The sequence below is a fragment of the Streptomyces sp. NPDC058457 genome (assembly GCF_042720695.1).
In the GTDB taxonomy this organism is placed as follows: Bacteria; Actinomycetota; Actinomycetes; order Streptomycetales; family Streptomycetaceae; genus Streptomyces.
In genome coordinates, this window is the sequence record NZ_JBHXLU010000032.1 from 81,773 (window position 1) to 102,614 (window position 20,842).

Genomic DNA, 20,842 nt, shown 5'->3' on the forward strand with positions numbered 1-20,842 from the left:
CGGGACCGGCAGGGCTTGCACCGTGCCCCGGAATGCCGCGCCGCGATCCCGGTGGCTCCCGGCGGAAACCGCCGACCGGGGGTGGCCGGGGCGGAGCGAGGGGTGGTGCGGGGGCAGTTCCCGGTGGCACGTGCCTCGCGCTCCGTCCCCCGGCATCACTCGCGGCACGGGCGCCGGGGTAGGGGTAGCCGCGGCAGGTGACGGTCCGTGTCCGATCCGTCACCCCTTGGACACGAGAGAAGGAATGCGATGTCGGTCGAGACCGGTACGACGCCCGGGGCGGGCGCCGAGGAGCGGGAGCAGCAGAGCCTCGGCACCGCTGCGGCACGGAACCTCACCACGACGACCAAGTCCGCACCCCAGATGCAGGAGATCAGCTCCCGGTGGCTGACGCGGACGCTGCCGTGGGTGGACGTGCCCGGCGGCACCTACCGCGTCAACCGCAGACTGTCCTACCGGGTCGGCGACGGCCGGGTGACCTTCGTGCAGACCGGCGCGCAGGTCGCGGTGATCCCCGCCGAGCTGGGCGAGCTGCCGTTGCTGCGCGGCTTCGAGGACGGCACCGCGCTGCAGGCGCTGGCGGCCCGGTTCGAGCAGCGGGAGTACGAACCGGGGCAGGTGATCGCGGCGGCCGGCCGCCCGGCCGACCATGTGTATCTGATCGCGCACGGCAAGGTGGAGCAGGTCGGGTCGGGTCCCTACGGCGACGAGGCGGTCGTCGGACTGCTCGCGGACGGCGACTCCTTCGGCGGCCGGGTGCTCGCCGGACTCGACGGCGGCTGGGAGTTCACGGCCCGCGCGGCGACGGCCACCACCGTGCTGGCGTTGCCGCACACGGCGTACCAGGAGGTGGCGGACCGGCACGCCGACCTGCGGGCGCACGTGGAACTGGCGGGGCTGGACGGGCACCGGGAGACGAACACCTTCGGCGAGGCCGAGATCGCGCTCAGCGCGGGCCATACCGGCGAGCCGGACATCCCGCACACCTACGTCGACTACGAGCCGGCCCCTCGCGAGTACGAACTGAGCCTCGCGCAGACCGTGTTGCGCGTGCACACCCGGGTGGCCGACCTCTACAGCAGCCCGATGGACCAGACCGAGCACCAACTCAGGCTCGCTGTCCAGGTACTGCGGGAACGTCAGGAGCACGAGCTGGTCAACAACCGGGACTTCGGCCTGCTGCACAACGCCGACCACGGCCAGCGGATCTCCACCCACGCGGGCCCGCCCACCCCCGACGACCTCGACGAGCTCCTCGCCATGCGGCGCGACACCACGCACCTGTTCGCCCACCCCCGGGCGATCGCCGCGTTCGGCCGGGAGTGCAACAAGCGCGGCCTGTACTTCGGGAGCGTCGAGGTCGGCGGCCACCACCTCCCGGCCTGGCGGGGCGTCCCGCTGCTGCCCTGCGGGAAGATCCCGGTCACCGGGGCCCGCACCTCCTCCGTCATCGCGCTGCGGGCCGGCGAGCAGAACCAGGGTGTGATCGGCCTCCTCCAGACGGGACTGCCGGACGAGACGGAACCGGGCCTGACCGTCCGTCTGATGGGGATCAACGAACAGGCGGTCGCCTCCTACCTGGTCACCGCCTACTACTCGGCCGCCGTCCTGGTCCCGGACGCCCTCGGCATCCTGGAGAACGTGGAGGTGTCCCGCCGGGACTAGGCGCTCCGCCAGGCGCTCCGCTGGGGGGGGCCGCGTCGTCGGTCGTCTGGGGCGCCATCGTGGCTGGTCGCGCAGTTCCTCCCCCAGCCTTCGGCCGGGGGTACCCCCAGCGCCCCTTACGGGGCGCTGCAGCAGCGCGGTTGACTTCATTCGGCGCGCTCAGGCCAGCAGTTCGGCGGTCGTCGTCACCCTGATCAGGGGACGGTACAGGTCGAGCAGGTACAGCGCCTTCGCGTGGGAGTCGTCGTCGGCGCCCGCGCAGGCGTCGGCGACGACCAGGACCTCGATGCCGGCGTCGGCGGCCGGCAGTGCGGTGGACAGGACGCAGCAGTCGGTGCTGACGCCCGCCAGGACCAGGCGGCCGTGCGGGGTGGCCAGGGCGGCGAGTTCGGGGGTCCACTTGCCGAACGTCGGGGCGTCCAGGACGACTTCGGCCCGCTGCTCGAACTCGTCCGTCAGGCGCCAGAGTCCGGCTTCCGGAGGCTGGAGCGCGAAGGGCCACTGATCGTAGTAGGCCCGCCAGGCTCCGGTGGGGTGTGCGGGGGCGACGAAGCGGGTGAAGACCGTGCGGTTCTCGAACGCCGGGAGCAGGCGTCGTACGCCCGCGGCCGCCTCGGCGTAGCGGAGGGCGGCCCAGGGGCCGGCGGGGTCTGCGAAGACGTGCTGCATGTCGATGACGGTCAGGAGACCGGGCGAGGTGGTCATACGGTCGGTGCCGGGGCGGTGGCGGGCAGGCTCTCCTGGGTCCGGACCCGGTCGCGGCCCAGGGCCAGGGTGCCGAGGAAGCCGAGCGCCAGGGCGGCCAGGACGCCGAGGTTGGCGTATGCCCAGGCGCCGGACTTGCCGCCGAGGCCGAGCGGGGCCAGCAGATAGCCCTGCCAGGTCAGCCAGCTCGCGGCGGTGTTGGTGACCAGGCCCCAGCCGAGGGCGGTGGCGGCGAGCGTGAGGAGCAGGGGCAGGAGGGGGACGTCGCCGTAGCGGCCGGCGGGGCGGTAGAGGTCGGCCTCGTCGTAGTCGCGGCGGCGCAGTGCCAGGTCGGCGAGCATGATCCCGCACCAGGCGGAGATCGGCACGCCGAGGGTGGTGAGGAAGCCCATGAACTGGCCGAGGAAGTCGTCCGCGAAGAAGACGATGTAGACCGCGCCGGCGATCATCAGGACGCCGTCGACCAGGGCGGCGAGGTAGCGGGGCACGGGCAGCCCCGCGGAGAGGAGGGCCAGCCCGGAGGAGTAGATGTCCAGGACCGCGCCGCCGACCAGGCCGAGGACGGCGACGACGGCGAAGGGGATCAGGAACCAGGTCGGGAGGATGGTCGTCAGCGCGCCGATGGGGTCGGCCGCGATCGCCTTGTTCAGGGTCTCGGAGGAGCCCGCGAGCAGCAGGCCGAAGACCAGCAGGAGGAGCGGGGCGACGGAGCCGCCGAAGGTGGTCCAGCCGATCACGCCCCGGCCGGAGGAGCCGCGCGGCAGGTAACGCGAGTAGTCGGCGGCCGCGTTGACCCAGCCGAGGCCGAAGCCGGTCATCATGAACACCAGCGCGCCGATGAACTCCTGGGCGGAGCCGGACGGGATCGCGCTCACCGTCGCCCAGTGGATGTGGTCGGCGACGAGGACCACGTAGACGACGGTGAGGACGCCGGTCACCACCGTGATCACGGTCTGCAGCCGCATGATCAGGTCGAAGCCCATCACACCGCCGACCACGGTCAGCGCGCAGACCACGATCAGCGCGACCACCTCGGTCTCGGTGCCGCCGCCCCAGCCGAGCCGGGTGAAGACGGTCGCGGTGGCCATGGTGGCGAGGGCGATCAGGACGGTCTCCCAGCCGACGGTGAGCACCCAGGACACGACCGAGGGCAGCCGGTTGCCCCGGACGCCGTACGCGGCCCGGCTGAGCACCATGGTCGGTGCCGAGCCCCGCTTTCCGGCGACCGCGATGAAGCCGCAGAGCAGGAAGGAGACGAGGATGCCGAGGACGCCGGCGGCCAGCGCCTGCCAGAAGGAGATGCCGAAGCCGAGCGCGAAGGCGCCGTAACTCAGTCCGAGGACGGAGACGTTCGCGCCGAACCAGGGCCAGAACAGGGTGCGAGGGGTGCCCTTGCGGTCGGCGTCGCCGATCACGTCGAGCCCGTGCGTCTCGACCTGGAGCTGTCTGCCGGGTTCCCGTGTGTCCGCCATCGTCGGCCCATCTGTCCAGGTGTGTTGGCTGGAGGCTAGGTCGGCCGCCGGCAGGGGTCAAGGACAAATGATCAGACGGGATCGGCACAGCGGGCCCGGACTGTGCCCTTCCGTACCCCGCCGGACCTGCGGCTCCGTCAGCCACGCGGGTCCGCAGCCCGGTTGGACCACCCCGATTTGACACCGCCCATGATCCACTCCAATCTGTGCTCATGAAATCCATTTTCAAAAGGAGGGGTGGTCGGCCGTGCGCGTGGCCTTCGTAGGCAAGGGCGGCAGCGGCAAGACGACGCTGTCGGCCCTCTTCACCCGCCGTCTGGCACGGTCCGGCGCGCCCGTCGTCGCGATCGACGGCGACATCAACCAGCACCTGGCCCACGCCCTCGGCCTGGCCGAGGACGAGTTGTTCGCGGCGCCGCCGCTGAGCGCGCGGACCGGTGAGATCAAGGACTACCTGCGCGGTACCAACCCCCGGATCGCGTCCCGGGAGGCCATGGTCAAGACGACACCGCCGGGGCACGGCTCGCGGCTGCTGCGGCTGCTGGGCGACGACGAGGTGCACTCCCGTCACGTCCAGGAGGTCGGCGGGGTGCCGCTGATGGTCACCGGGGCGTTCGCCGGGAGCGACCTCGGGGTGGCCTGCTACCACTCCAAGCTCGGCGCGGTGGAGCTGTACCTCAACCACCTGGTGGACGGCCCCGGCGAGTACGTGGTCGTCGACATGACGGCGGGCGCCGACGCCTTCGCCTCCGGCCTGTTCACCCGCTTCGACATGACCTTCCTGGTGGTCGAACCGACCCGCAAGAGCCTGTCCGTGTACCACCAGTACCGGGACCACGCGGCCGAGTTCGGGATCCCGGTCGCCGTGGTCGGCAACAAGGTGACCGGCGCGGACGACCTCGCCTTCCTGCGCGAGCGGGTGGGCGAGGACCTGCTGGCCCACTGCGAGCTGTCGCCGCACGTCCGTGCCCAGGAACAGGGGCGTGGCAGCGGCGGGCTGGAGCCGCACAACTCCCGGGCCCTGGACCGGCTGCGGGCCGCGGTGGACACGCGGCACAAGGACTGGGACGCCTTCCAGCGGCACGCCGTGGAGTTCCATCTGCGCAACGCCGCCGCCTGGGCCGACGCGGCGACGGGCCAGGATCTGGCCGCCCAGGTCGATCCGGACTTCCGGCACGGCCCGGCGGCACTGCCCGCCTTCGCCTGAGACACCGATCCCCACTTCCCCTTTTTTCAGCAACTCATCCTCAGAGAACGGGACACCGCCACATGTCGCTCGACGTCTCCCCGCAGCTCCTCGCCGAAGCCGAGAACGGCGCGGTGCGGGAGGAGGACTTCATCGAAACCGTCCGTACGTCACTGCCGTACGCCTACGAGCTCGTCGCCCGGCTGGCCGCCGAACTACGCGGCGGCACAGCCGAGTTCGCCGACAACCAGACCCCGCCGCCCTCGGAGAGGGAGCGCGGGCAGCTGCTGCGGGCGCTGTCCTCGGACGCGATCCGGGGCAGCCTGGAACGGCACTTCGGGGTCGCCCTCGCCTTCCAGAACTGCCACCGGGTCGCGGTGTTCCCGCCCGGCGCGCGGGGCGGCGAGACGCACACCCGCTTCACCTCGACGCGCGCGCAGATCCTCAACCAGTCGCCGGAGTTCCGCGACTGCTGAGTTCCCGCCGGGCGGCCCCACGAAGGCCGCCCGGCAGCGCGGTGCACCGCGTCACGCACCGACCTCGGTGGCGCGCGAGCCGTCGGCCCGCAGGCTCCGGGCGACCGCGTCGGCCGCCGCCCGGACCTGCGGGGCGAGTCTGAGCGGCTGGACGGCCTCGACCGGTCCGAACACACCCACGGCCGCGATCACGGCCCCGCGGGAATCGCGCACCGCCATCCCGAACGCACTGAGCTTCGCCTGCCTGCTGATGACGGGAGCCGCGCTCGGTGACAGGTTCGGCCGCCGGACGGTGTTCGTCATCGGCGTCGCCGTGTTCACGCTGGCCTCCATCGGCTGCGGACCGTCCGACACCAGCGCCCAGTTGATCACCTTCCGGACGGTCCAGGGCTTCGGCGCGGCGGCCGTGATGCCGCTGTCGCTGACCCTGCTCTCGCAGGCGGTGCCGTACACCGCGCACCCCTCGCTGGTCGGCCCGATGATCGTGGCCGGCATCGGCATGGGCTTCGTGTTCGCGCCGACGGCCGCGGTGGTCCTCGGCTCGGTGGCCAAGGAGCACGCGGGCAAGGCGTCCGGCGCCGACACCACGGTCCGCGAGATCGGCGGCGCGCTCGGCATCGCCGTCCTGAGCACGGTGTTCGTGACGTACGGCAGCACGGAGGGCCCGCAGCAGTTCGTCGACGGGCTCCACCCGGCCGTCTGGGTCGGTGTCGCGGTCGTCTTCTTCGGAGCCCTGTGCGCGCTGGGGATCCCGCGTCGGCCGCAGCCGGCGGACGAGCGGGTCTGAGCGCTGCTCCGGCCTGAGCCCCGCTCCGGGCGGAGGCACCCCGACGGGTGCCTCCGCCCTTTCACGCTCAGCCGGCGATGATCTCCGCGAACCGCTCCGCCCCCACGTTGCCACCGGACAGGACGACCCCGATCCGGCGCGGCAGCGGCGCCACCCGGCGGGCGAGCAGCGCGGCCAGGCCGCTGGCTCCGCTCGGCTCCAGGACGGCCTTCAGACGCTCGAAGGCGAACCGCATCGCGTCCCGGATCTGGTCGTCGGAGACCAGCGAGATGTCGTCCACCAGGCGCTGGTTGAGGGAGAAGGTCAGCTCGCCGGGGATGTCCGCGGCCTGGCCGTCGGCGATGGTGCGGGGCACCGGGACCGACACCCGGTGCCCGGCCGCCAGGGAGCGCCTGGTGTCGTCGCCGGCCTCCGGCTCGACCCCGACGACCCGGATCCCGGGCAGCAGCCCCTTGGCGGCGGTGGCGCTGCCCGCGATCAGCCCGCCTCCCCCGACGGGCACCACCAGCGCGTCCAGGTCGCCGACCTCCTCGATGAGTTCGAGAGCGGCCGTGCCCTGCCCGGCGATGACGTGCGGGTGCTCGTACGGCGGGATGAGCGCGAGTCCGCGTTCGGCGGCGAGGGCCTCGCCGATGGCGACCCGGTCGCCGGTGTAGCGGTCGTACGTCACGATCTCCGCGCCGTATCCGGCGGTCGCCGCCAGCTTGGCGCGCGGGGTGTCCTCGGGCATCACGATGACCGCGGTGGTGCCGAGTTCACGGGCGGCGAGGGCGACGGCCTGGGCGTGGTTGCCGGAGGAGTAGGCGGCGATGCCCTTGGCGAGCTGCGCAGCGGACAGCCGGGACGCCGCGTTGTAGGCGCCCCGGAACTTGAACGCGCCGATCCGCTGGAGGTTCTCGCACTTCAGGAAGACCTCGGCACCGACCAGCTCGTCCAGGGTGCGCGAGCGCAGCACGGGGGTGCGGTGGGCAATTCCCTTGATCCGCGCCGCCGCGTCGTGCACGTCCTGGAGGGTCACGGGCGGGGTGTCGGGCATGTTCGTCCTCCGTTCCGGGCGCCGCGGGGCGCCGGATGGTCGCTGGCCGCGGCACCGCCGTTCGATGTCGGCCCGGGCAGCCGCTCGACGCCGACCGCTTGGATTTATTGTCTATCATCTGGACCTGAAGTCCAGACCCGATCCCGGCGGGGGCACCGATGACACACGGACCGGCAGCAGCGAGCGGCGAGGACGCGGCGCGGGCCGAGCAGGACGCGATCATCGCCGCGCTGACCCCGGTCGTCGACGGGATCGCGGCGACCTTCGGCTCCTTCTGCGAGGTCGTCGTCCATGACTTCCGCCGCCCCGAGCGCTCGGTCGTCGCCCTCGCCGGGTCGGTCACCGGCCGGGGTGTCGGCGGGTCGATGAGCGAGATCGGCATGAAACTGCTCGCGGCCGGCGACGAGGCCGACGACGAGCTCAACTACCTCACCCGCACCCGGGACGGAAAGCTGGTCAAGTCCTCCACGATGGTGCTGCGCGACTCGGCCGGTACGGCGTTCGGGGCGCTGTGCGTGAACCTCGACGTCACGGCGGTGAACCAGGCGCACGCGCTGATCGGCGGTCTCGCCGGTGTCACCTCCGTCCCGGAGACGCCGCCGACCACGACGTTCGCCGACGACATCACCGCCGTACTGGACTCGATCGTCGACGCCCGCCAGCTCCGCCAGAACAAGCCGTGGGCCCAACTCACCCGCGAGGAACGTCTGGACCTCTTCCGCGACCTCGACCGGCAGGGCGTCTTCGCGGTGCGCGGCGCCGTCCAGCAGGTCGCCGCGCGCCTGGGCATCTCACGGGCCTCCGCCTACAACTACCTGGCCGCGACCCGCACCGGCTGACCACCGGAGCGTTCAACCGAACGGTTGAATCCGGATTGCACCGCCCGCGCCCCACGGGATCCGTCCGGCCGACGCGGCGGCCCGCCCGGGGCGACGAGACTCGCCGGGACACATCAACCCCAGGCAGAGAGGTCTCCGCACCGTGTCCAGCCTCAGCAGACGACGTGTCCTCACCACCGGAGCCGGGGCGGGCGCCGCCCTCGCTCTCGGCGGACTCACCACCGATGCCACCGCGGCGACCGCAGCCGGCCGGAGCGGCGCGGCCGAAGAGACGCGGACGCTCGACGAGCTGTACCGGGCAGCGCTCGCCGAGGGCGGCAAGCTCGTCGTCTACGCCGGCGGCGACACCCCCACCCAGCAGGACGGCACCAAGGCCGCGTTCCTGAAGCGCTTCCCCGGGATCGACCTGACGATCGTCGTCGACTACAGCAAGTACCACGACGTCCGCATCGACAACCAGCTCGCCACCGGCACCCTCGTCCCGGACGTCGTACAGCTCCAGACCCTCCAGGACTTCGACCGCTGGAAGGAACGAGGGGAGCTGCTGCGCTACCGGCCGGCCGGTTTCGGCAGGGTCCACGACGGGTTCAAGGACCCGCAGGGCGCCTGGGTCGCCGTCGCGGTGATCGCGTTCAGCTTCATGTACGGCACGGACGCGGCCGGTCCGGGCGCGCCGCGCACCCCGCTCGACCTGCTCGACCCGAAGTGGAGGGGCCGGATCGCATCGTCGTATCCCCATGACGACGACGCCGTCCTCTATCTCTACGCGCTGTACGCGCAGACGTACGGCTGGGAGTGGGTGGCCGGGCTCGCCACACAGGATGTTCGGTTCGCGCGCGGCAGCAACTCCCCCGGTGACGCGGTCGGTTCGGGGCTGAAGCCGATCGGGGTCGGTGGCGCCGGCGCCCCGCTCGGGACCGGTCCGGTCCGGTGGGTGCTGCCCGAGAAGGCGCCGTTCATGGCCTGGGGCCAGCGCGCCGCGATCCTCAAGCGGGCCGCCCGTCCGGCGGCGGCCAAGCTCTACCTCAACTGGCAGCTGTCCGCAGCCCAGCAGCGGACATCCTTCAACGGCTGGTCGGTCCGCACCGACATCGCGCCCCCGGCCGGTCAGAAGCCCGTCTGGGAGTACCCCGACGCCCACCTCGACGGCTTCCCCCGGTTCATGGCCGACCGAGCGGCGGTCGAGCGCTGGAAGCAGACCTTCGCCCTGTATTTCGGCGAGGTGACCGGCGCCCCCACGCCCGGGGTCCTGGGTCTGCACCCGGGCGCCTGACCTCGGCAGTTCCTCACACCGGTCATACAGGCCACGGATAGACTCGATCATCCAGTCCGAGGAGATCCGTGGGGGTTCCGCCGTGCCCGACCGACTCCCCTGCGGACCGCGCGGTTTCCGGCTCCGGCTCGAACAGGCTCCGCACCTGATGTTCTTCGTGATGCTCGCCGCCGCCGTCGTCCGGCTGGTGGAGCTGGGCAGCGCGCTGTGCGTGGACATGGTCCTCGTCAGCGCGCTGCTGACGCTGGTGTACTCGGCGGGCCTCGCCGTGTGGCACCGGCTGGGCCGGGCCGGGCGGCACGGCTGGGTGGTGGCGCTCCTCGGCCTGTGGGCGGTGCTGGTGCTGCTCGCCCCGCAGCCGCTGACCATGGCGTACGCCTGGTGCGGTGTGCCGCTGGCGCTGGCGGCCCTGCGGGCCCTCGGGCAGCGCTCGGCGGTCGTCGGGGTGGCCGTCATCACCGTCGTGCTGGGCGGGCGGCTCATCGGGACGGCCCACCGGTTCGACCCGGAGATGTGGCTGATCCCGGTGGCGGCCGTGTGGGGCACGGTGGCCCTCTACCGGGTCCAGCAGCGGGACTCGGCCGAACGCCGAAGGCTGATCGAGGAGTTGCGCGGCACGCGGGCGGTGCTGGCCCGGCAGCAGCGGCAGGCCGGGGTGCTGGCGGAGCGCACCCGGATCGCCCGGGACCTGCACGACACGCTGGCCCAGGAGCTGGCGGGCGGTCTGATGCTGCTCCAGGCGGCCGAGCGGGACTGGGCGGGCCGGCCGGAGGTCGCCCGTACCCGGGTCCGGGCGGTGGCCGACGGGCTGGCCGCCCATCTCACGGAGACACGCCGCATCATCCACGGGCTCACTCCGAGCGCGGTCACCGAGACCGGGCTGGCGGAGTCGCTGCGGCGGCTGTGCGAGCGGGCCGAGGCGGAGGGCACGGCGGCGCGGGTGCGATTCCGGCACACCGGTCGCGGGCCGGTCGACGAGCACACGGCCACCGTGCTGCTGCGGATCACGCAGAGCGCGCTGGCGAACGTGCGCGAACATGCCCACGCGGTGCATGTGCGGGTGGTGCTGCGGCAGCTGGCCGACCGGGTGGAACTCGAAGTCGCCGACGACGGCATGGGGTTCGTCCCGGGCGCGCCTGGGGCCGCGGACCGGCCGACCCGCGGGCTCGGCCTGCCGGCGGCCCGGGCACGGCTGCGCGAGCACGGCGGCGAACTGCACGTCACCAGCGCACCGGGCGGTGGCACCCGGATTCACGCCGTCGTCCCCTTCCGTTCCCTCACCTCTGTCTCCCCGGCCGGCGCCCGTTGACCGGGCTGCGTCTCCTGATCGCCGACGACCACGCCGTGGTACGGGCCGGGCTCCGCGCCCTGCTGGAGGGCGAACCGGACCTCGCGGTGGTCGCGGAGGCCGGCAGCGCGGAGGAAGGGATCAGGCTGACCGTGGAACTGCGGCCGGACGTCGTCCTGATGGACCTGCGGTTCGCGACGGGTCCCACGGACGGGCTGGACGGCATCGAGGCGGCCAGCCAGCTGAGCACCGCGGCACCGGGGGTACCGGTGCTGATGCTCACCAGCTACTCGGGCCGCGCCGACGTCCTGCGCGCGCTGGCGGCCGGGGCCCGCGGCTACGTCCTCAAGGCCGGGCCGCCCGAGGAACTGTTCCGGGCGGTGCGCGGCGCGGCCCAGGGCACGGTGGCCCTCGCCCCCGAGGTCGTCGGCGGGCTCGTCAGCCAAGTGGTCAGTCCTGAACAGGAGTTGACGGCGCGGGAGATCGAGGTGGTGTCCCTGATGGCAAGCGGGCTCGGCAACCGGGCCATCGCCCGGTCCCTGTTCCTCAGCGAGGCGACCGTCAAGACCCATCTGGTCCGGATCTACCGGAAGCTCGGGGTCGAGAACCGGGCGGCGGCCGTGTCGGAGGCGGTACGGCGAGGACTGCTCGAACTGGGCTGACCGCGTCATCCGATCTCGACGACCCGTGCCCAGGCAGGCGGTGCGTCCGGTACGTAGTCGGGGTCGTCCTCCTCCCACGACGTGCCGCCGTACTGCCGGGGGAAGAGGCCCACCACCGTACGGCAGGCCGGCTGCGTCTTCGGCCAGGGTGTCTGCCCGTCGGTGAGGGCCACCACGACGTCCGGGGCCGGCCGGGCCCGCAGCGCCCTGGCGAAGCCCGCGCGCAGATCCGTGCCGCCGCCACCCACCAGCGCGATGCCCTCGGCGCGGCACAGCGGCTGTACGGTCCGGGCGGCCGCGTCGCAGGACAGCACGGAGACCAGGTCCCGGCGGCCGCCGACGGCGCGGGCGATCGCGGCCACCTCCAGCAGGGCGCTGCCCAGTTCGGCGTCGCTGACCGAGCCGGAGGTGTCGATGACGACCGAGACCCGGGGCGGGCGGCGGCGCAGCCTCGGAAGGACCACGCCGGGCAGGCCGGCCGAGCGGCGCGAGGGGCGGCCGTAGCTGTAGTCGTCGCCGGCGCCCGCGGCCGAGGCGGCCGAGCGGACCGCGGCGCCCAGCAACTCCCGCCAGGGCTGCGGTGGATGGAAGGCCTCCTCGGCCCAGCGCCGCCAGCCCTCCGGGGTGCTGCCCGGCCGGCCGGTGATGGCCTGCGCCACCCGGAACCGGACCCCGTCCCGCTCCTGCTCGCTGAGGCCGTGCGCGCCGTCCGGCCCCAGGTCCCACTCGCGGTCGCGGCCGTCGGCGCCGCTGCCGCAGTCCAGCCAGGCGAGGTCCCGGGTCAGCGGCCCGAGCCGGAACTGGCGCAGGTAGTCCTCCATCAACTGGCCTTCGTCAAGCCGCAGCATGTAGGGCCGGACGGCACCGCGGGGCTGCGCCAGCCCGTCGCCGTACGCGTCGTCGTTGATCTCCAGGTCCGCCGCGATGTTCATCCGCAGCCGTTCGCCCGCCCCGGTCAGTCCGCGTTCCCGGGCGACCCGGTCGCTGCGTGCGTGGTGCTCGCGCAGCAGGTGCGACACCTCGTGCACCCACACCCCGGCCAGGTCCTCCTCCGGCATCCGGTCCACGAACGCGGGCGAGACATAGCAGCGCCAGTGCTTGTCGACGGCCATCGTCGGCACCTGCCGGGACTCCACGACGTGCAGGGCGAACAGGGCCGTCGCCAGGTAGGGCCGGGCCCGGGCGGCCTGCAGCCGGGCGGCGTAGAGCTTGTCCAGGTCCAGCGCCCCGGCCGGTGCGGTGCCGGGCGCGACGCCGGGTTCCGCGCCCGGTGCGTCGTCAGGCTTGGTGCCGGGTGCGTCCTCGGGCTTGGTGCCTGGTGCGTCGTCAGGCTTGGTGCCCGGTGCGTCGTCAGGTTCGGTGCCGGGTGCGGTGCCCTGTGCTGTGCTCATCGGCCGGCCTTCGCGGCGACGCGTTCGGCGGCCCGGTCGGCGCGCCAGGAGACGGACACCGCACCGGCGAGCCGTTCGATCGCCGCCGGGACGTCCCAGTCGTCCCGGCGCAGCGAGGCCAGGGTGGTGGCGGGGACCACCACCAGGTCGGGCGCTCCGGTGTCCAGCGCCCGCACCAGCAGCGCCCAGGCCGCGTCCCAGCGGGTCCGGTCCGGCCGTTCGCGGACCGCCGCGACCACGCCGTCCAGCACGGCCTGGCGCAGATCGCCGCGCTCGGGCAGGTCGGCCGCGTCCGGGTCGGCGAGCAGGGTCTCGGGGTCCGGGAGTTCCATCCGGTCGACGCTCGCCAGCAGTTCGAGTCCGGGGCCGTCCCCGACCGTTCCCCTGACGAGGAGGGAGAGTACGTCCCGGGACGAGCCGGCGGCGTGCGCGAAGGCGACCAGGCGCAGTGTCGTGTCCCAGCTGCGGGGCGACGGCCAGGCACCGCCCCGCCGCATCTCGCCACTCGGCAGCCGGTGGACGAGCGTGGGCCGGGTGGCGAGCAGTCCGCACACCGCGCGGCGCGCGAAGTCCACGGCGGCGGGCAGCCGGTCCGGGTCGAGCCGGGGCAGGGTCGCCCGGGGCCAGGTGCCGCCGAGGCCGCGGACGACGACCTCGTGGTCGTGGGCCCACTGCAGATGCACGAACCGGTTGGCCAGCGGCGGGCTCAGCTCCCAGCCGTCGGCCGCCGAGGAACGCGGATTGGCGGCGGCCACGATCCGTACGCCGGGCGGGAGGCGGAGGGCGCCCACGCGACGTTCCAGGACCAGCCGGAGCAGGGCGGCCTGGACGGCAGGGGGCGCGGTGGACAGTTCGTCCAGGAACAGCAGGCCCCGGCCGGCCCGCACCAGCCGTACCGCCCAGTCCGGCGGGGCCATCGGGACGCCCTGGACGGCCGGGTCGTCGCCCACGACGGGCAGGCCGGAGAAGTCGGACGGCTCGTGCACGCTGGCGATCACCGTGGTGAGCGGCAGGTCGAGCGCCTCGGCCAGCCGGTTCAGGGCGGCGGTCTTGCCGATGCCGGGCTCGCCCCAGAGGAGGACGGGGAGATCGGCGGCGACGGCGAGGGTGAGCGCCTCCAGCTGGGTGTCGGGCCGGGGTTCGGTGGTGGAGTCGCCGAGGAGCCCCGACAGGGTGTCCGCGACGGCGAGTTGGTCAGAAGCGTGCAAGGGCATGAGAGATCACCTAGGGGTGTGAGAAGACAAGTGGACGGGTGTCAGCGCCGGCCGGCGGGGCGCGGGCCCAGACGCGGGTCGCGGACGGACCGGCGGCGCCGGGTGCGGACGGGGCCGGTGCGGCCTCCGGCGAGGCCCGCCCGGTAGAGGCCGTATGTGATCCGGCGCCGCGCGGCCGACTCCAGTTCGTCCTTCAACGGGCCGTCGCGCAGGACGGCTTCGGGCCCCAGCAGTCCTTCGACGACGGCGAGCGCGCCGGCGATGTCCCCGTGGTCGAGGCGTTCGCGGACGCCGGTGAGGCAGTCGGGGCGGCGGTGCGCCTCGTCGATGAGGCGCAGACAGGGCAGCGGCGGGCCGCCCAGCGCCACCAGCAGTTCCTCGCGCCGCAGTTCGTCCGGGGAGTGGTCCAGCGCGGACAGCACCCCGTCGACCAGGCCGATCCGGTGCCGGGCGCCCCGGCACTCCACGAGGCGAGACTGCCGGGCCGGGTCGGGGTACGGGTCCCGGGCGGCCGGTGGGTGCCCGGGGACCAGGGCGCCGGCGACCAGCGGGTGCAGCTGCCCGGCGTCCACCAACCCGGCGCGCAGCAGCTCCAGATCGGGGAGCGTCCAGGTCGCCGCGTCGGGCAGGACGAGCGGGGCGCCGGAGCCGGCGTCCCGGCCCGCGGTCCCCTGGCCGCCGGTGTCCCGGCCGGTGGTAACGGTCCCGTCGGCCGCGAGATGCAGCGCGAGCCGCTGACGGCCGCCCAGGCGTACGACGACGGTCCCGCTGTCCCGTCCCTCGGCACCCAGCACGATCCGCGCCTCGTCCGCCCACCGCTCCGTGGCGCACAAGGACCCTTCGTGGCCCAGGAGTCGGTCGGCGAACGTGAATCGGTCGGCGTACGCGAGCCATGCGCCGCCCACCCGCCGTCCGCCGTCCGAAAGCCACTCGCCGTCCGAAAGCCACTCGCCGTCCGCAGAAGGGTCGGCGTCCGCAGAACGGTCGGCGCCCGAGCGGGTCCGTAGTTCGCCGGCGGCGCCCGCGTCCCACAGATGGCGGTGCAGGTCGAACCGGTACCGGCGGCTGGGACGCGGATGCGGATGCCCCCGGGCGACGGGTTCACTCAGCGTGCCGTCCCACAGCGCGAGGCTGATGCGCTGTCCGCCGTCCGCCCAGGCGGGCGGTGTCCGGACGACGAGGCACAGGGAGCCTTCCCCGGCGTCGTAACGAGCGAGCGGCATGGTCAGTCCCGGGCGCAGCAACCCGTCGGGCGCGATCCTGGGCAGATGCCAGCGCAGCAGGTCGGGCGCGAGCCGTCGAAGGTCGGCACGGATCCGTTCCCGTACGTCCCGGCCCCATGCACGGGACAGTGCACGCAGGTCGAGGTCGAGGTCGAAACCGGCGGCGGCGCAGGCCCCCGCCCAGTCACCGGCGTTCCGGCGGGCGGTCGCGGTCTCGATCATGGCGGGCGGCACGGCGAACTCGCGCACGCGCCGCCACAGGGAGAGGCGGGTGTCCCCGTTCGCGAAGTGAGTGGCCATCAGCACTCACCTGACGCGTACGGGACCCCCAATCTGACAGCAGAATGAGTGGTCATCGCGGGGAGCATACGGCGCCGTCACCGAGGTCCGCCAGGCAATTATGCACCGGACCCGCACGTGACGCGGATCACCCCGGCCGGGTGCAGCGTTCTGCCGCCCCCAGGGCCTTTTCCCAGGTGTAGGCAGCCGGGGAGAGCGGGGACCGTGGGAATGGAGCAGGCTCGGGCCGGTGAGTACGACGAGTTCGTGGCGGCCCGCTGGTCGGGGTTGTTCCATCTGGCCCGTCTGCTCACCGGTGGCGATCGGCATCGGGCCGAGGATCTTTTGCAGGAGTCCTTGGTCCGGTTGTGGTTCGTCTGGCCGAAGATCGCCGACGAGGCACCGGAGGCGTACGTCCGGAAGGTCATGGCGCGCTCGGCGGCCCGCTCGGCGCGGCGCCGGTGGTGGGGCGAGCGCCCCGTCGAGGAGCTGCCCGAGGTGGCGGCGGCCGGCGACGTGTCGGCGCTCGTCGCCGAGCGTTCCCGGCTGGAGGCCGCGCTGGCGCTGCTGACCCCGCGCCAGCGGGCCGCGGTCGTCCTGCGCTACTACCAGGACCTGCCCGACCGGCAGGTCGCCGAGGTGCTGGGGTGCCCGGTGGGCACCGCCCGGTCGCACGCGGCGCGCGGGGTGGCCCGGCTGCGGGAGCTGCTGGCGGACGCCATCGAGCCGGTGGGGTGAGGGAGAGGCCATGGATCACTTCGAGCGGCAGTTGACACAGTTGATGCACGGCGACCGGGAACCGGCCGCGTTCGAGCCCCGGCACCGGGAGCGGCTGCGGGCCGGTGTGCAGGCGCGGCGGCGGGTCCGGGCGGCCCGGCGGGCGGCCGGCGGTGTCCTCGCGGCCGCGGGGCTCGGCCTCGGCCTGTTCCTGTGGCCCCACTCCGATGTCCGTGACGAGCCGAGCGCGCCGCACCCCTGGCCCGCGACCAGCCCCACCGGCCGTACGGGACCGACGCCGGGCCCCTCCCCCAGCGTGCCGCCCTCCGGCGTCACGACCTCGGCCCCGCCGCCCACGGACACCACCGCGCCCGTGGACACCCCGTCGGCCACGAGCGGGCCCACCGCCTCGTCCACGCCGACCGCGACGGCGACGGCCACCCCGGGCGCAGGAACGACCCTGAGGGCGACGACGGGCTCGTCCGGGAGTTCGACCGCCACCACGTCGCCGCCGTCGGCGCCCGCGACCGAGAGCCCCGACCCGTCGGACGGCTCGTCGGCGGCGGTGGGCTCGGCCGGATAGCGGTCGGGCCGCAGGCCGCACCCCCCTCACCCACCCCACCACCGGGTGTGTCTTCGGCACGCCCCGAGAACGAGAACGAATGCGAAAAAATGCCATGAATCACCCTCGGGTCATGCTCCCGGTCCCCGCGCCGCCGTATCCGGTGCACCACGACGAGCCGGTCCTCGACCTGGCCGTACCGGTGTTCAACGAGGAGACGGACCTGGAGCCGAGTGTTCGGCGGCTCCACGCCTACCTGCGGGAGACGTTCCCGTACCCCTTCCGGATCACCGTCGCCGACAACGCCAGCACCGACACCACCCCGCTCATCGCGGCCCGGCTCGCCGCCGAGCTGCCCGAGGTGGAGTGGATACGGCTGGCCGAGAAGGGCCGCGGCCGCGCGCTGCGGGCCGTCTGGTCGGCGTCGTCGGCGCCCGTCGTCGGCTATCTCGACGTGGACCTGTCGACCGGGCTCGCGGCCCTCCTGCCGCTCGTCGCCCCGCTGCTCTCGGGCCACTCCGACCTGGCCATCGGCACCCGGCTGGCGCCCGGCGCCCGGGTGGTGCGAGGCCCGAAGCGGGAGGCCATCTCCCGCTGTTACAACATCCTGCTGCGCTGCACGCTGTCGGTGGGGTTCTCGGACGCGCAGTGCGGGTTCAAGGCCGTACGACGGGACGCCGCCGCGCGGCTGCTGCCGCTGGTGCGGGACTCCGCGTGGTTCTTCGACACCGAGCTGCTGGTGGTCGCGGAGCGGGCCGGGCTGCGGATCCACGAGGTGCCGGTCGACTGGGTGGACGACCCCGACAGCCGGGTCGCGCTGCTGTCCACGGCGCTTGCCGATCTGCGCGGCATCGCGAGGGTCGCGCTGTCGCCGGCCCGGGGCGCGCTGCCGCCGGGGCGGCCACCACGGCCGTACGTCGTCACCGCGGCCGTCATGGCGCTCGCCCATCTGTTCCTGTACGCGGCGCTGCGCCCGGCCGCCGCCGAGCAGGTGGCGAACGCGCTGTCCCTGCTGGCCTGCTGGACGCTCGCCCTGCCGGTCCGCGGCCGGCTCCCGCGGCCCGCCCTGCCGGCCCTGGCCGCCCGGCTGGCGCTCACCACCGGTTCGCTCGCCGTCCTGCGGCACACGGTCCCGGCCGCCGGACTCAGCGCGGAACTGGCCGCACTCGCCGCCGCCCACCTGTCCCTCGTCCTCGCGCGGCCGGCCTTCGGCGTCCGGCGTCGCCGGACGGAGTCCACGGCCTCATGACCACGCCCCTGAAGAGCACGGCGCCGCCCCTGTCCACCGTCTCCGGGACCGCCGCGCCAGGCCCCGGACAGCGCGTGCGCGACACGGTCCGCCGCCACGGCCCGGTCCTCGCGCTGTACGGCGTGCTGAAGCTCGTCGGCTTCGGCTCCTTCATGTATCTGCTGGACTCGGCCGGGGACTTCCGCAGGAAGCATCCGCGGTTCGGCGGCGGCGCGCACACCTGGGACGTGCTGGGCACCTGGGACGGCTGGTGGTACCAGCAGATCGCCCTGCACGGCTACCACCCCGCGCTGGTCCCGGTCCCCGGCGCCACCGGCCTGATCACCCTCCAGGGCAACTCGGCCGCGTTCTTCCCGCTCTACCCGGCGCTGATGCGGGTGGCGATGGAGGTGACCGGACTCGGCCCGTTCGGGGCCGGGCTGCTGGTGTCGGTCGTGGCGTCGTTCGCGGCGGCGCTCGGGATCTTCGCCGTCGCCGCGTGGTTCGGCGGCCGGCGGGCAGGCCTTGCGGCGGCCGGGCTGTGGGCCGTATGGCCGGGTTCCGGCGTGGAGTGGGCGGTCTACTCCGACTCGCTGTACGTGGCCCTGGCCGCCTGGGCCCTGTACGCCGTGCTGACCCGACGCTGGCTGACGGCGGGGGTGCTGACCTTCACGGCCGGCCTCAACCGGCCCACCGCCGCCGCCCTGGTCGCCGCGCTCGCCGTGGCCGCGCTCCTCGCGCTGCGCCGCCGCGAGGACGGCGTCGCCCGTCCGCTGACCGCGATGCTGGTGGCCCCGCTGGGGCTGCTCGGCTACCTGGGCTGGGTGGGCCACCGCATGGGCGACTACAGCGGCTACTTCGCGCTCCAGTCAGGGGCGTGGGGGCACGAGTTCGACTACGGCAGGCAGACCCTGGACGTCCTGACGTCCGTCCCCGTGGGCCACTTCGGCTATCTCTTCGCGCTCCCCTTCGCGGACGTCATCGGGGTCGGGGTGGTCCTGCTGGACCTGGCGCTGCTGCCGCTGCTGTTCCGGCTGCGGCCGCCGGCGGTGCTGGTCGTCCACACGGTGCTCACCCTCGTCCTGGTGCTGGGCAGTCAGCAGTACTTCGCGAACGTCTCGCGCTATCTGCTGCCCGCCTTCCCGCTGTTCGTCCCCCTGGCGGTCGCGCTGCGCCGGATCAGCCTGCCCTGCCTGTGTGTTCTGCTGGGCATCGCGGCGCTGGCCTCCGGCTCGTACGCGGGCTATGCCCTGTTCGAGCTCGGAGTGCCCTGACGACGGCGCAGTCCTCGACGACGGCCGGTCCTCCCTGACGACGGCTCAGGCCTTCTTGACGGCCACTCCGCCGTAGAAGCCGATCTCGTCGGAGCCGGCCGGCGGGGTGGCCTCCGGGCGCCAGAACGGGACCTGGGTCACTCCGGGTTCGACCAGCTCGAACCCGTCGAAGAACTGCTCGACCCGGGCCCGGGGGCGCAGGTTCATGGAGGCGGTCGCGTTGTTGTAGACGGCCTGGGCCTCGCTGCGGTCGTCGGCGAAGTCGTCGGTGGCGTGCGAGAGCACCAGGAAGCTGCCGGCGGGGAGCGCGTCGCGCAGGGTGGCCACGATCCGCTCGGGATCCTCATCGTCGCGGACGAAGTGGAGGATGGCGACGAGGAACAGCGCGACCGGCTGTCCGAAGTCGATGATCCGGCGCACCTCGGGGTGGTCGATGACGGACCGGGGGTCGCGCAGGTCGGCGAGGACGATGCTGGTGGTACCGGCCCGGCTGAGCAGCGCGTCGCCGTGGGCCTTCACGATCGGGTCGTTGTCGACGTAGGCGACGCGGACGCCCGGTGCCAGCTCCTGGGCTATCTCGTGCACGTTCGGTGAGGTGGGCAGCCCGGTGCCGATGTCGAGGATCTGGCGGACGCCGCTGTCGATGACGTGCCGGACCGCGCGCTGCAGGAAGCCGCGGTTGGCCCGTACGGAGATCCACACCTCGGGCGCGACGGTGGCGAGCTGGTCGCCGGCCTTGCGGTCCACCTCGTAGTTGTCCTTGCCGCCCAGCAGGTAGTCGTAGATCCGCGCCGGATGCGGCTTGCTGGTGTCGATCTCCACGGACCCGTGGCCGTCCTGCGTCACGTGCGCTCCTCTCAACGACCGTCCCGGCCCCCCTTGGCTCACCGACGGCTGGCGACAGCTTTCCATATCAACTTCAGTTCCGGCGCACCGAGTTCTCTCTCCGCCCGCCCCTCCCGACGCTCGCGTGGAGCGCGCCCGTGGCGCCGGTCGGCGGGCCCGGTCGACCAACCGGGCCGGACTTGACTACCATCGGGCCCAGGTGTCCGGGCAAGTGGCCCGGTTTGGTTTGGTTGGGGGTTTCTCATGGTCAGTGGTCGTGTGGTGCGGTTCGACAGCTCGCGCGGGTACGGGTTCATCGCTCCGGACGGTGGCGGAGAGGACGTCTTCCTGCATGTGAACGACATGCAGATGTCGGAGTCGTACGTCCGCCCCGGCGTGGCCGTGGAGTTCGAGATCGAGGCCGGCGAGCGCGGTCCGAAGGCGGCCGGTGTCCGGCTCGCCCGGGGAGCCGACGTGCGCACGCTCGGGCCGGACGACGACTCGCTGTGCGATCTGCTCAGCGCGGACGAGTTCACCCGCGAGGTCACCGAGACGCTGCTGGCGTCGGCGCCCACGCTCACCGCCGAGGAGATCGTGCGGGTCCGGGGTGCGCTGGCCCAGTTCGCGAAGAACCACGGCTGGATCGAGGGCTGACCCGCCCGCGGCGGGCGGCCGGTGCACATGTCGCGTTAAACAGGGCGGCCCACACCACACATGAAGGCAGCAGCAGCCCGCCCCCC

At 73.5% G+C, this 20,842-nt stretch carries 21 protein-coding genes; 13 read left to right on the plus strand and 8 right to left on the minus strand.

Annotation, left to right across the window (positions count from 1 at the left end; genetic code table 11):
* Positions 1 to 249 precede the first annotated feature (249 nt).
* Entirely contained in the window at positions 250 to 1,665 is a 1,416-nt protein-coding gene (locus tag ACFWPS_RS24975; protein WP_383708377.1) for a family 2B encapsulin nanocompartment shell protein, read from the plus strand.
* Positions 1,666 to 1,824: 159 nt separating this feature from the next.
* Here ACFWPS_RS24975 and ACFWPS_RS24980 read toward each other — a convergent pair whose 3' ends face one another.
* Positions 1,825 to 2,370 carry a cysteine hydrolase family protein gene (locus ACFWPS_RS24980; RefSeq protein WP_383708378.1) on the minus strand — a complete coding sequence of 182 codons (546 nt, stop codon included), beginning with the start codon at positions 2,368 to 2,370 and terminating at the stop codon, positions 1,825 to 1,827.
* Positions 2,367 to 3,842 carry a purine-cytosine permease family protein gene (locus ACFWPS_RS24985; RefSeq protein WP_383708379.1) on the minus strand — a complete coding sequence of 492 codons (1,476 nt, stop codon included), beginning with the start codon at positions 3,840 to 3,842 and terminating at the stop codon, positions 2,367 to 2,369. Before ACFWPS_RS24985 ends, ACFWPS_RS24980 begins: the two co-directional genes overlap by 4 nt.
* A gap of 247 nt (positions 3,843 to 4,089) precedes the next feature.
* On the opposite strand from ACFWPS_RS24985, the gene ACFWPS_RS24990 reads away from it, so the two are divergent.
* Together ACFWPS_RS24990 and ACFWPS_RS24995 are read left to right on the plus strand one after the other, a co-directional pair.
* Positions 4,090 to 5,049: an ATP-binding protein gene (locus ACFWPS_RS24990; RefSeq protein WP_383708380.1), complete on the plus strand. Its 960-nt coding sequence runs from the start codon at positions 4,090 to 4,092 to the stop codon at positions 5,047 to 5,049.
* A gap of 62 nt (positions 5,050 to 5,111) precedes the next feature.
* Positions 5,112 to 5,504, plus strand: coding sequence for an SCO5389 family protein (locus tag ACFWPS_RS24995; RefSeq protein ID WP_383708381.1), 393 nt, complete (start codon positions 5,112 to 5,114; stop codon positions 5,502 to 5,504).
* Between the two features lie 51 nt (positions 5,505 to 5,555).
* Here ACFWPS_RS24995 and ACFWPS_RS25000 read toward each other — a convergent pair whose 3' ends face one another.
* Positions 5,556 to 5,717, minus strand: coding sequence for a hypothetical protein (locus ACFWPS_RS25000; protein WP_383708402.1), 162 nt, complete (start codon positions 5,715 to 5,717; stop codon positions 5,556 to 5,558).
* A 16-nt stretch (positions 5,718 to 5,733) separates the two neighbouring features.
* Here ACFWPS_RS25000 and ACFWPS_RS25005 point away from each other — a divergent pair, with 16 nt between their 5' ends.
* Positions 5,734 to 6,291, plus strand: a complete 558-nt coding sequence (locus ACFWPS_RS25005; protein WP_383708401.1) for an MFS transporter — start codon at positions 5,734 to 5,736, stop codon at positions 6,289 to 6,291.
* A gap of 67 nt (positions 6,292 to 6,358) precedes the next feature.
* Here ACFWPS_RS25005 and ACFWPS_RS25010 read toward each other — a convergent pair whose 3' ends face one another.
* Entirely contained in the window at positions 6,359 to 7,327 is a 969-nt protein-coding gene (locus tag ACFWPS_RS25010; RefSeq protein WP_383708382.1) for a threo-3-hydroxy-L-aspartate ammonia-lyase, read from the minus strand.
* Positions 7,328 to 7,485: 158 nt separating this feature from the next.
* Between ACFWPS_RS25010 and ACFWPS_RS25015 the strand changes: the two genes are divergently transcribed.
* From ACFWPS_RS25015 to ACFWPS_RS25030, 4 genes are all read left to right on the plus strand, one after another.
* Entirely contained in the window at positions 7,486 to 8,166 is a 681-nt protein-coding gene (locus ACFWPS_RS25015) for a transcriptional regulator (RefSeq protein ID WP_383708383.1), read from the plus strand.
* A gap of 142 nt (positions 8,167 to 8,308) precedes the next feature.
* A complete protein-coding gene (locus ACFWPS_RS25020; RefSeq protein WP_383708384.1) occupies positions 8,309 to 9,439 on the plus strand; it encodes an ABC transporter substrate-binding protein in 1,131 nt (376 codons plus the stop codon).
* Positions 9,440 to 9,521: 82 nt separating this feature from the next.
* Positions 9,522 to 10,748: a sensor histidine kinase gene (locus tag ACFWPS_RS25025; RefSeq protein WP_383708385.1), complete on the plus strand. Its 1,227-nt coding sequence runs from the start codon at positions 9,522 to 9,524 to the stop codon at positions 10,746 to 10,748.
* Complete coding sequence (locus ACFWPS_RS25030; RefSeq protein ID WP_383708386.1) at positions 10,745 to 11,389, plus strand: response regulator; 645 nt, start codon at positions 10,745 to 10,747, stop codon at positions 11,387 to 11,389. The genes ACFWPS_RS25025 and ACFWPS_RS25030 overlap by 4 nt, the downstream gene beginning before the upstream one ends.
* Positions 11,390 to 11,394: 5 nt before the next feature.
* On the opposite strand, the gene ACFWPS_RS25035 is transcribed toward ACFWPS_RS25030, so the two are convergent.
* Genes ACFWPS_RS25035 through ACFWPS_RS25045 form a run of 3 tightly spaced genes read right to left on the minus strand, consistent with a single transcriptional unit; the run spans position 11,395 to position 15,517 of the window.
* A complete protein-coding gene (locus ACFWPS_RS25035) occupies positions 11,395 to 12,780 on the minus strand; it encodes a VWA-like domain-containing protein (protein ID WP_383708387.1) in 1,386 nt (461 codons plus the stop codon).
* Positions 12,777 to 13,994: an AAA family ATPase gene (locus tag ACFWPS_RS25040; RefSeq protein ID WP_383708388.1), complete on the minus strand. Its 1,218-nt coding sequence runs from the start codon at positions 13,992 to 13,994 to the stop codon at positions 12,777 to 12,779. The genes ACFWPS_RS25035 and ACFWPS_RS25040 overlap by 4 nt, the downstream gene beginning before the upstream one ends.
* A 41-nt stretch (positions 13,995 to 14,035) precedes the next feature.
* Entirely contained in the window at positions 14,036 to 15,517 is a 1,482-nt protein-coding gene (locus tag ACFWPS_RS25045) for a hypothetical protein (RefSeq protein ID WP_383708389.1), read from the minus strand.
* 210 nt (positions 15,518 to 15,727) lie between these two features.
* Here ACFWPS_RS25045 and ACFWPS_RS25050 point away from each other — a divergent pair, with 210 nt between their 5' ends.
* The 4 genes from ACFWPS_RS25050 to ACFWPS_RS25065 all read left to right on the plus strand — a co-directional run bounded on the left by ACFWPS_RS25050 (position 15,728) and on the right by ACFWPS_RS25065 (position 19,277).
* Entirely contained in the window at positions 15,728 to 16,234 is a 507-nt protein-coding gene (locus ACFWPS_RS25050; RefSeq protein WP_383708390.1) for a SigE family RNA polymerase sigma factor, read from the plus strand.
* Positions 16,235 to 16,244: 10 nt separating this feature from the next.
* Complete coding sequence (locus ACFWPS_RS25055) at positions 16,245 to 16,796, plus strand: hypothetical protein (RefSeq protein ID WP_383708391.1); 552 nt, start codon at positions 16,245 to 16,247, stop codon at positions 16,794 to 16,796.
* 112 nt (positions 16,797 to 16,908) lie between these two features.
* A complete protein-coding gene (locus ACFWPS_RS25060; RefSeq protein ID WP_383708392.1) occupies positions 16,909 to 18,024 on the plus strand; it encodes a dolichyl-phosphate beta-glucosyltransferase in 1,116 nt (371 codons plus the stop codon).
* Positions 18,021 to 19,277 (plus strand): hypothetical protein, encoded by a 1,257-nt coding sequence (locus tag ACFWPS_RS25065; RefSeq protein ID WP_383708393.1) that lies wholly within the window; start codon positions 18,021 to 18,023, stop codon positions 19,275 to 19,277. The genes ACFWPS_RS25060 and ACFWPS_RS25065 overlap by 4 nt, the downstream gene beginning before the upstream one ends.
* Before the next feature lie 45 nt (positions 19,278 to 19,322).
* On the opposite strand, the gene ACFWPS_RS25070 is transcribed toward ACFWPS_RS25065, so the two are convergent.
* Complete coding sequence (locus tag ACFWPS_RS25070; RefSeq protein WP_383708394.1) at positions 19,323 to 20,123, minus strand: SAM-dependent methyltransferase; 801 nt, start codon at positions 20,121 to 20,123, stop codon at positions 19,323 to 19,325.
* A gap of 243 nt (positions 20,124 to 20,366) precedes the next feature.
* Here ACFWPS_RS25070 and ACFWPS_RS25075 point away from each other — a divergent pair, with 243 nt between their 5' ends.
* The gene (locus ACFWPS_RS25075) at positions 20,367 to 20,756 is read left to right on the plus strand and encodes a cold-shock protein (RefSeq protein WP_383708395.1); all 390 of its coding nucleotides are present in this window, start codon (positions 20,367 to 20,369) and stop codon (positions 20,754 to 20,756) included.
* Positions 20,757 to 20,842 lie beyond the last annotated feature (86 nt).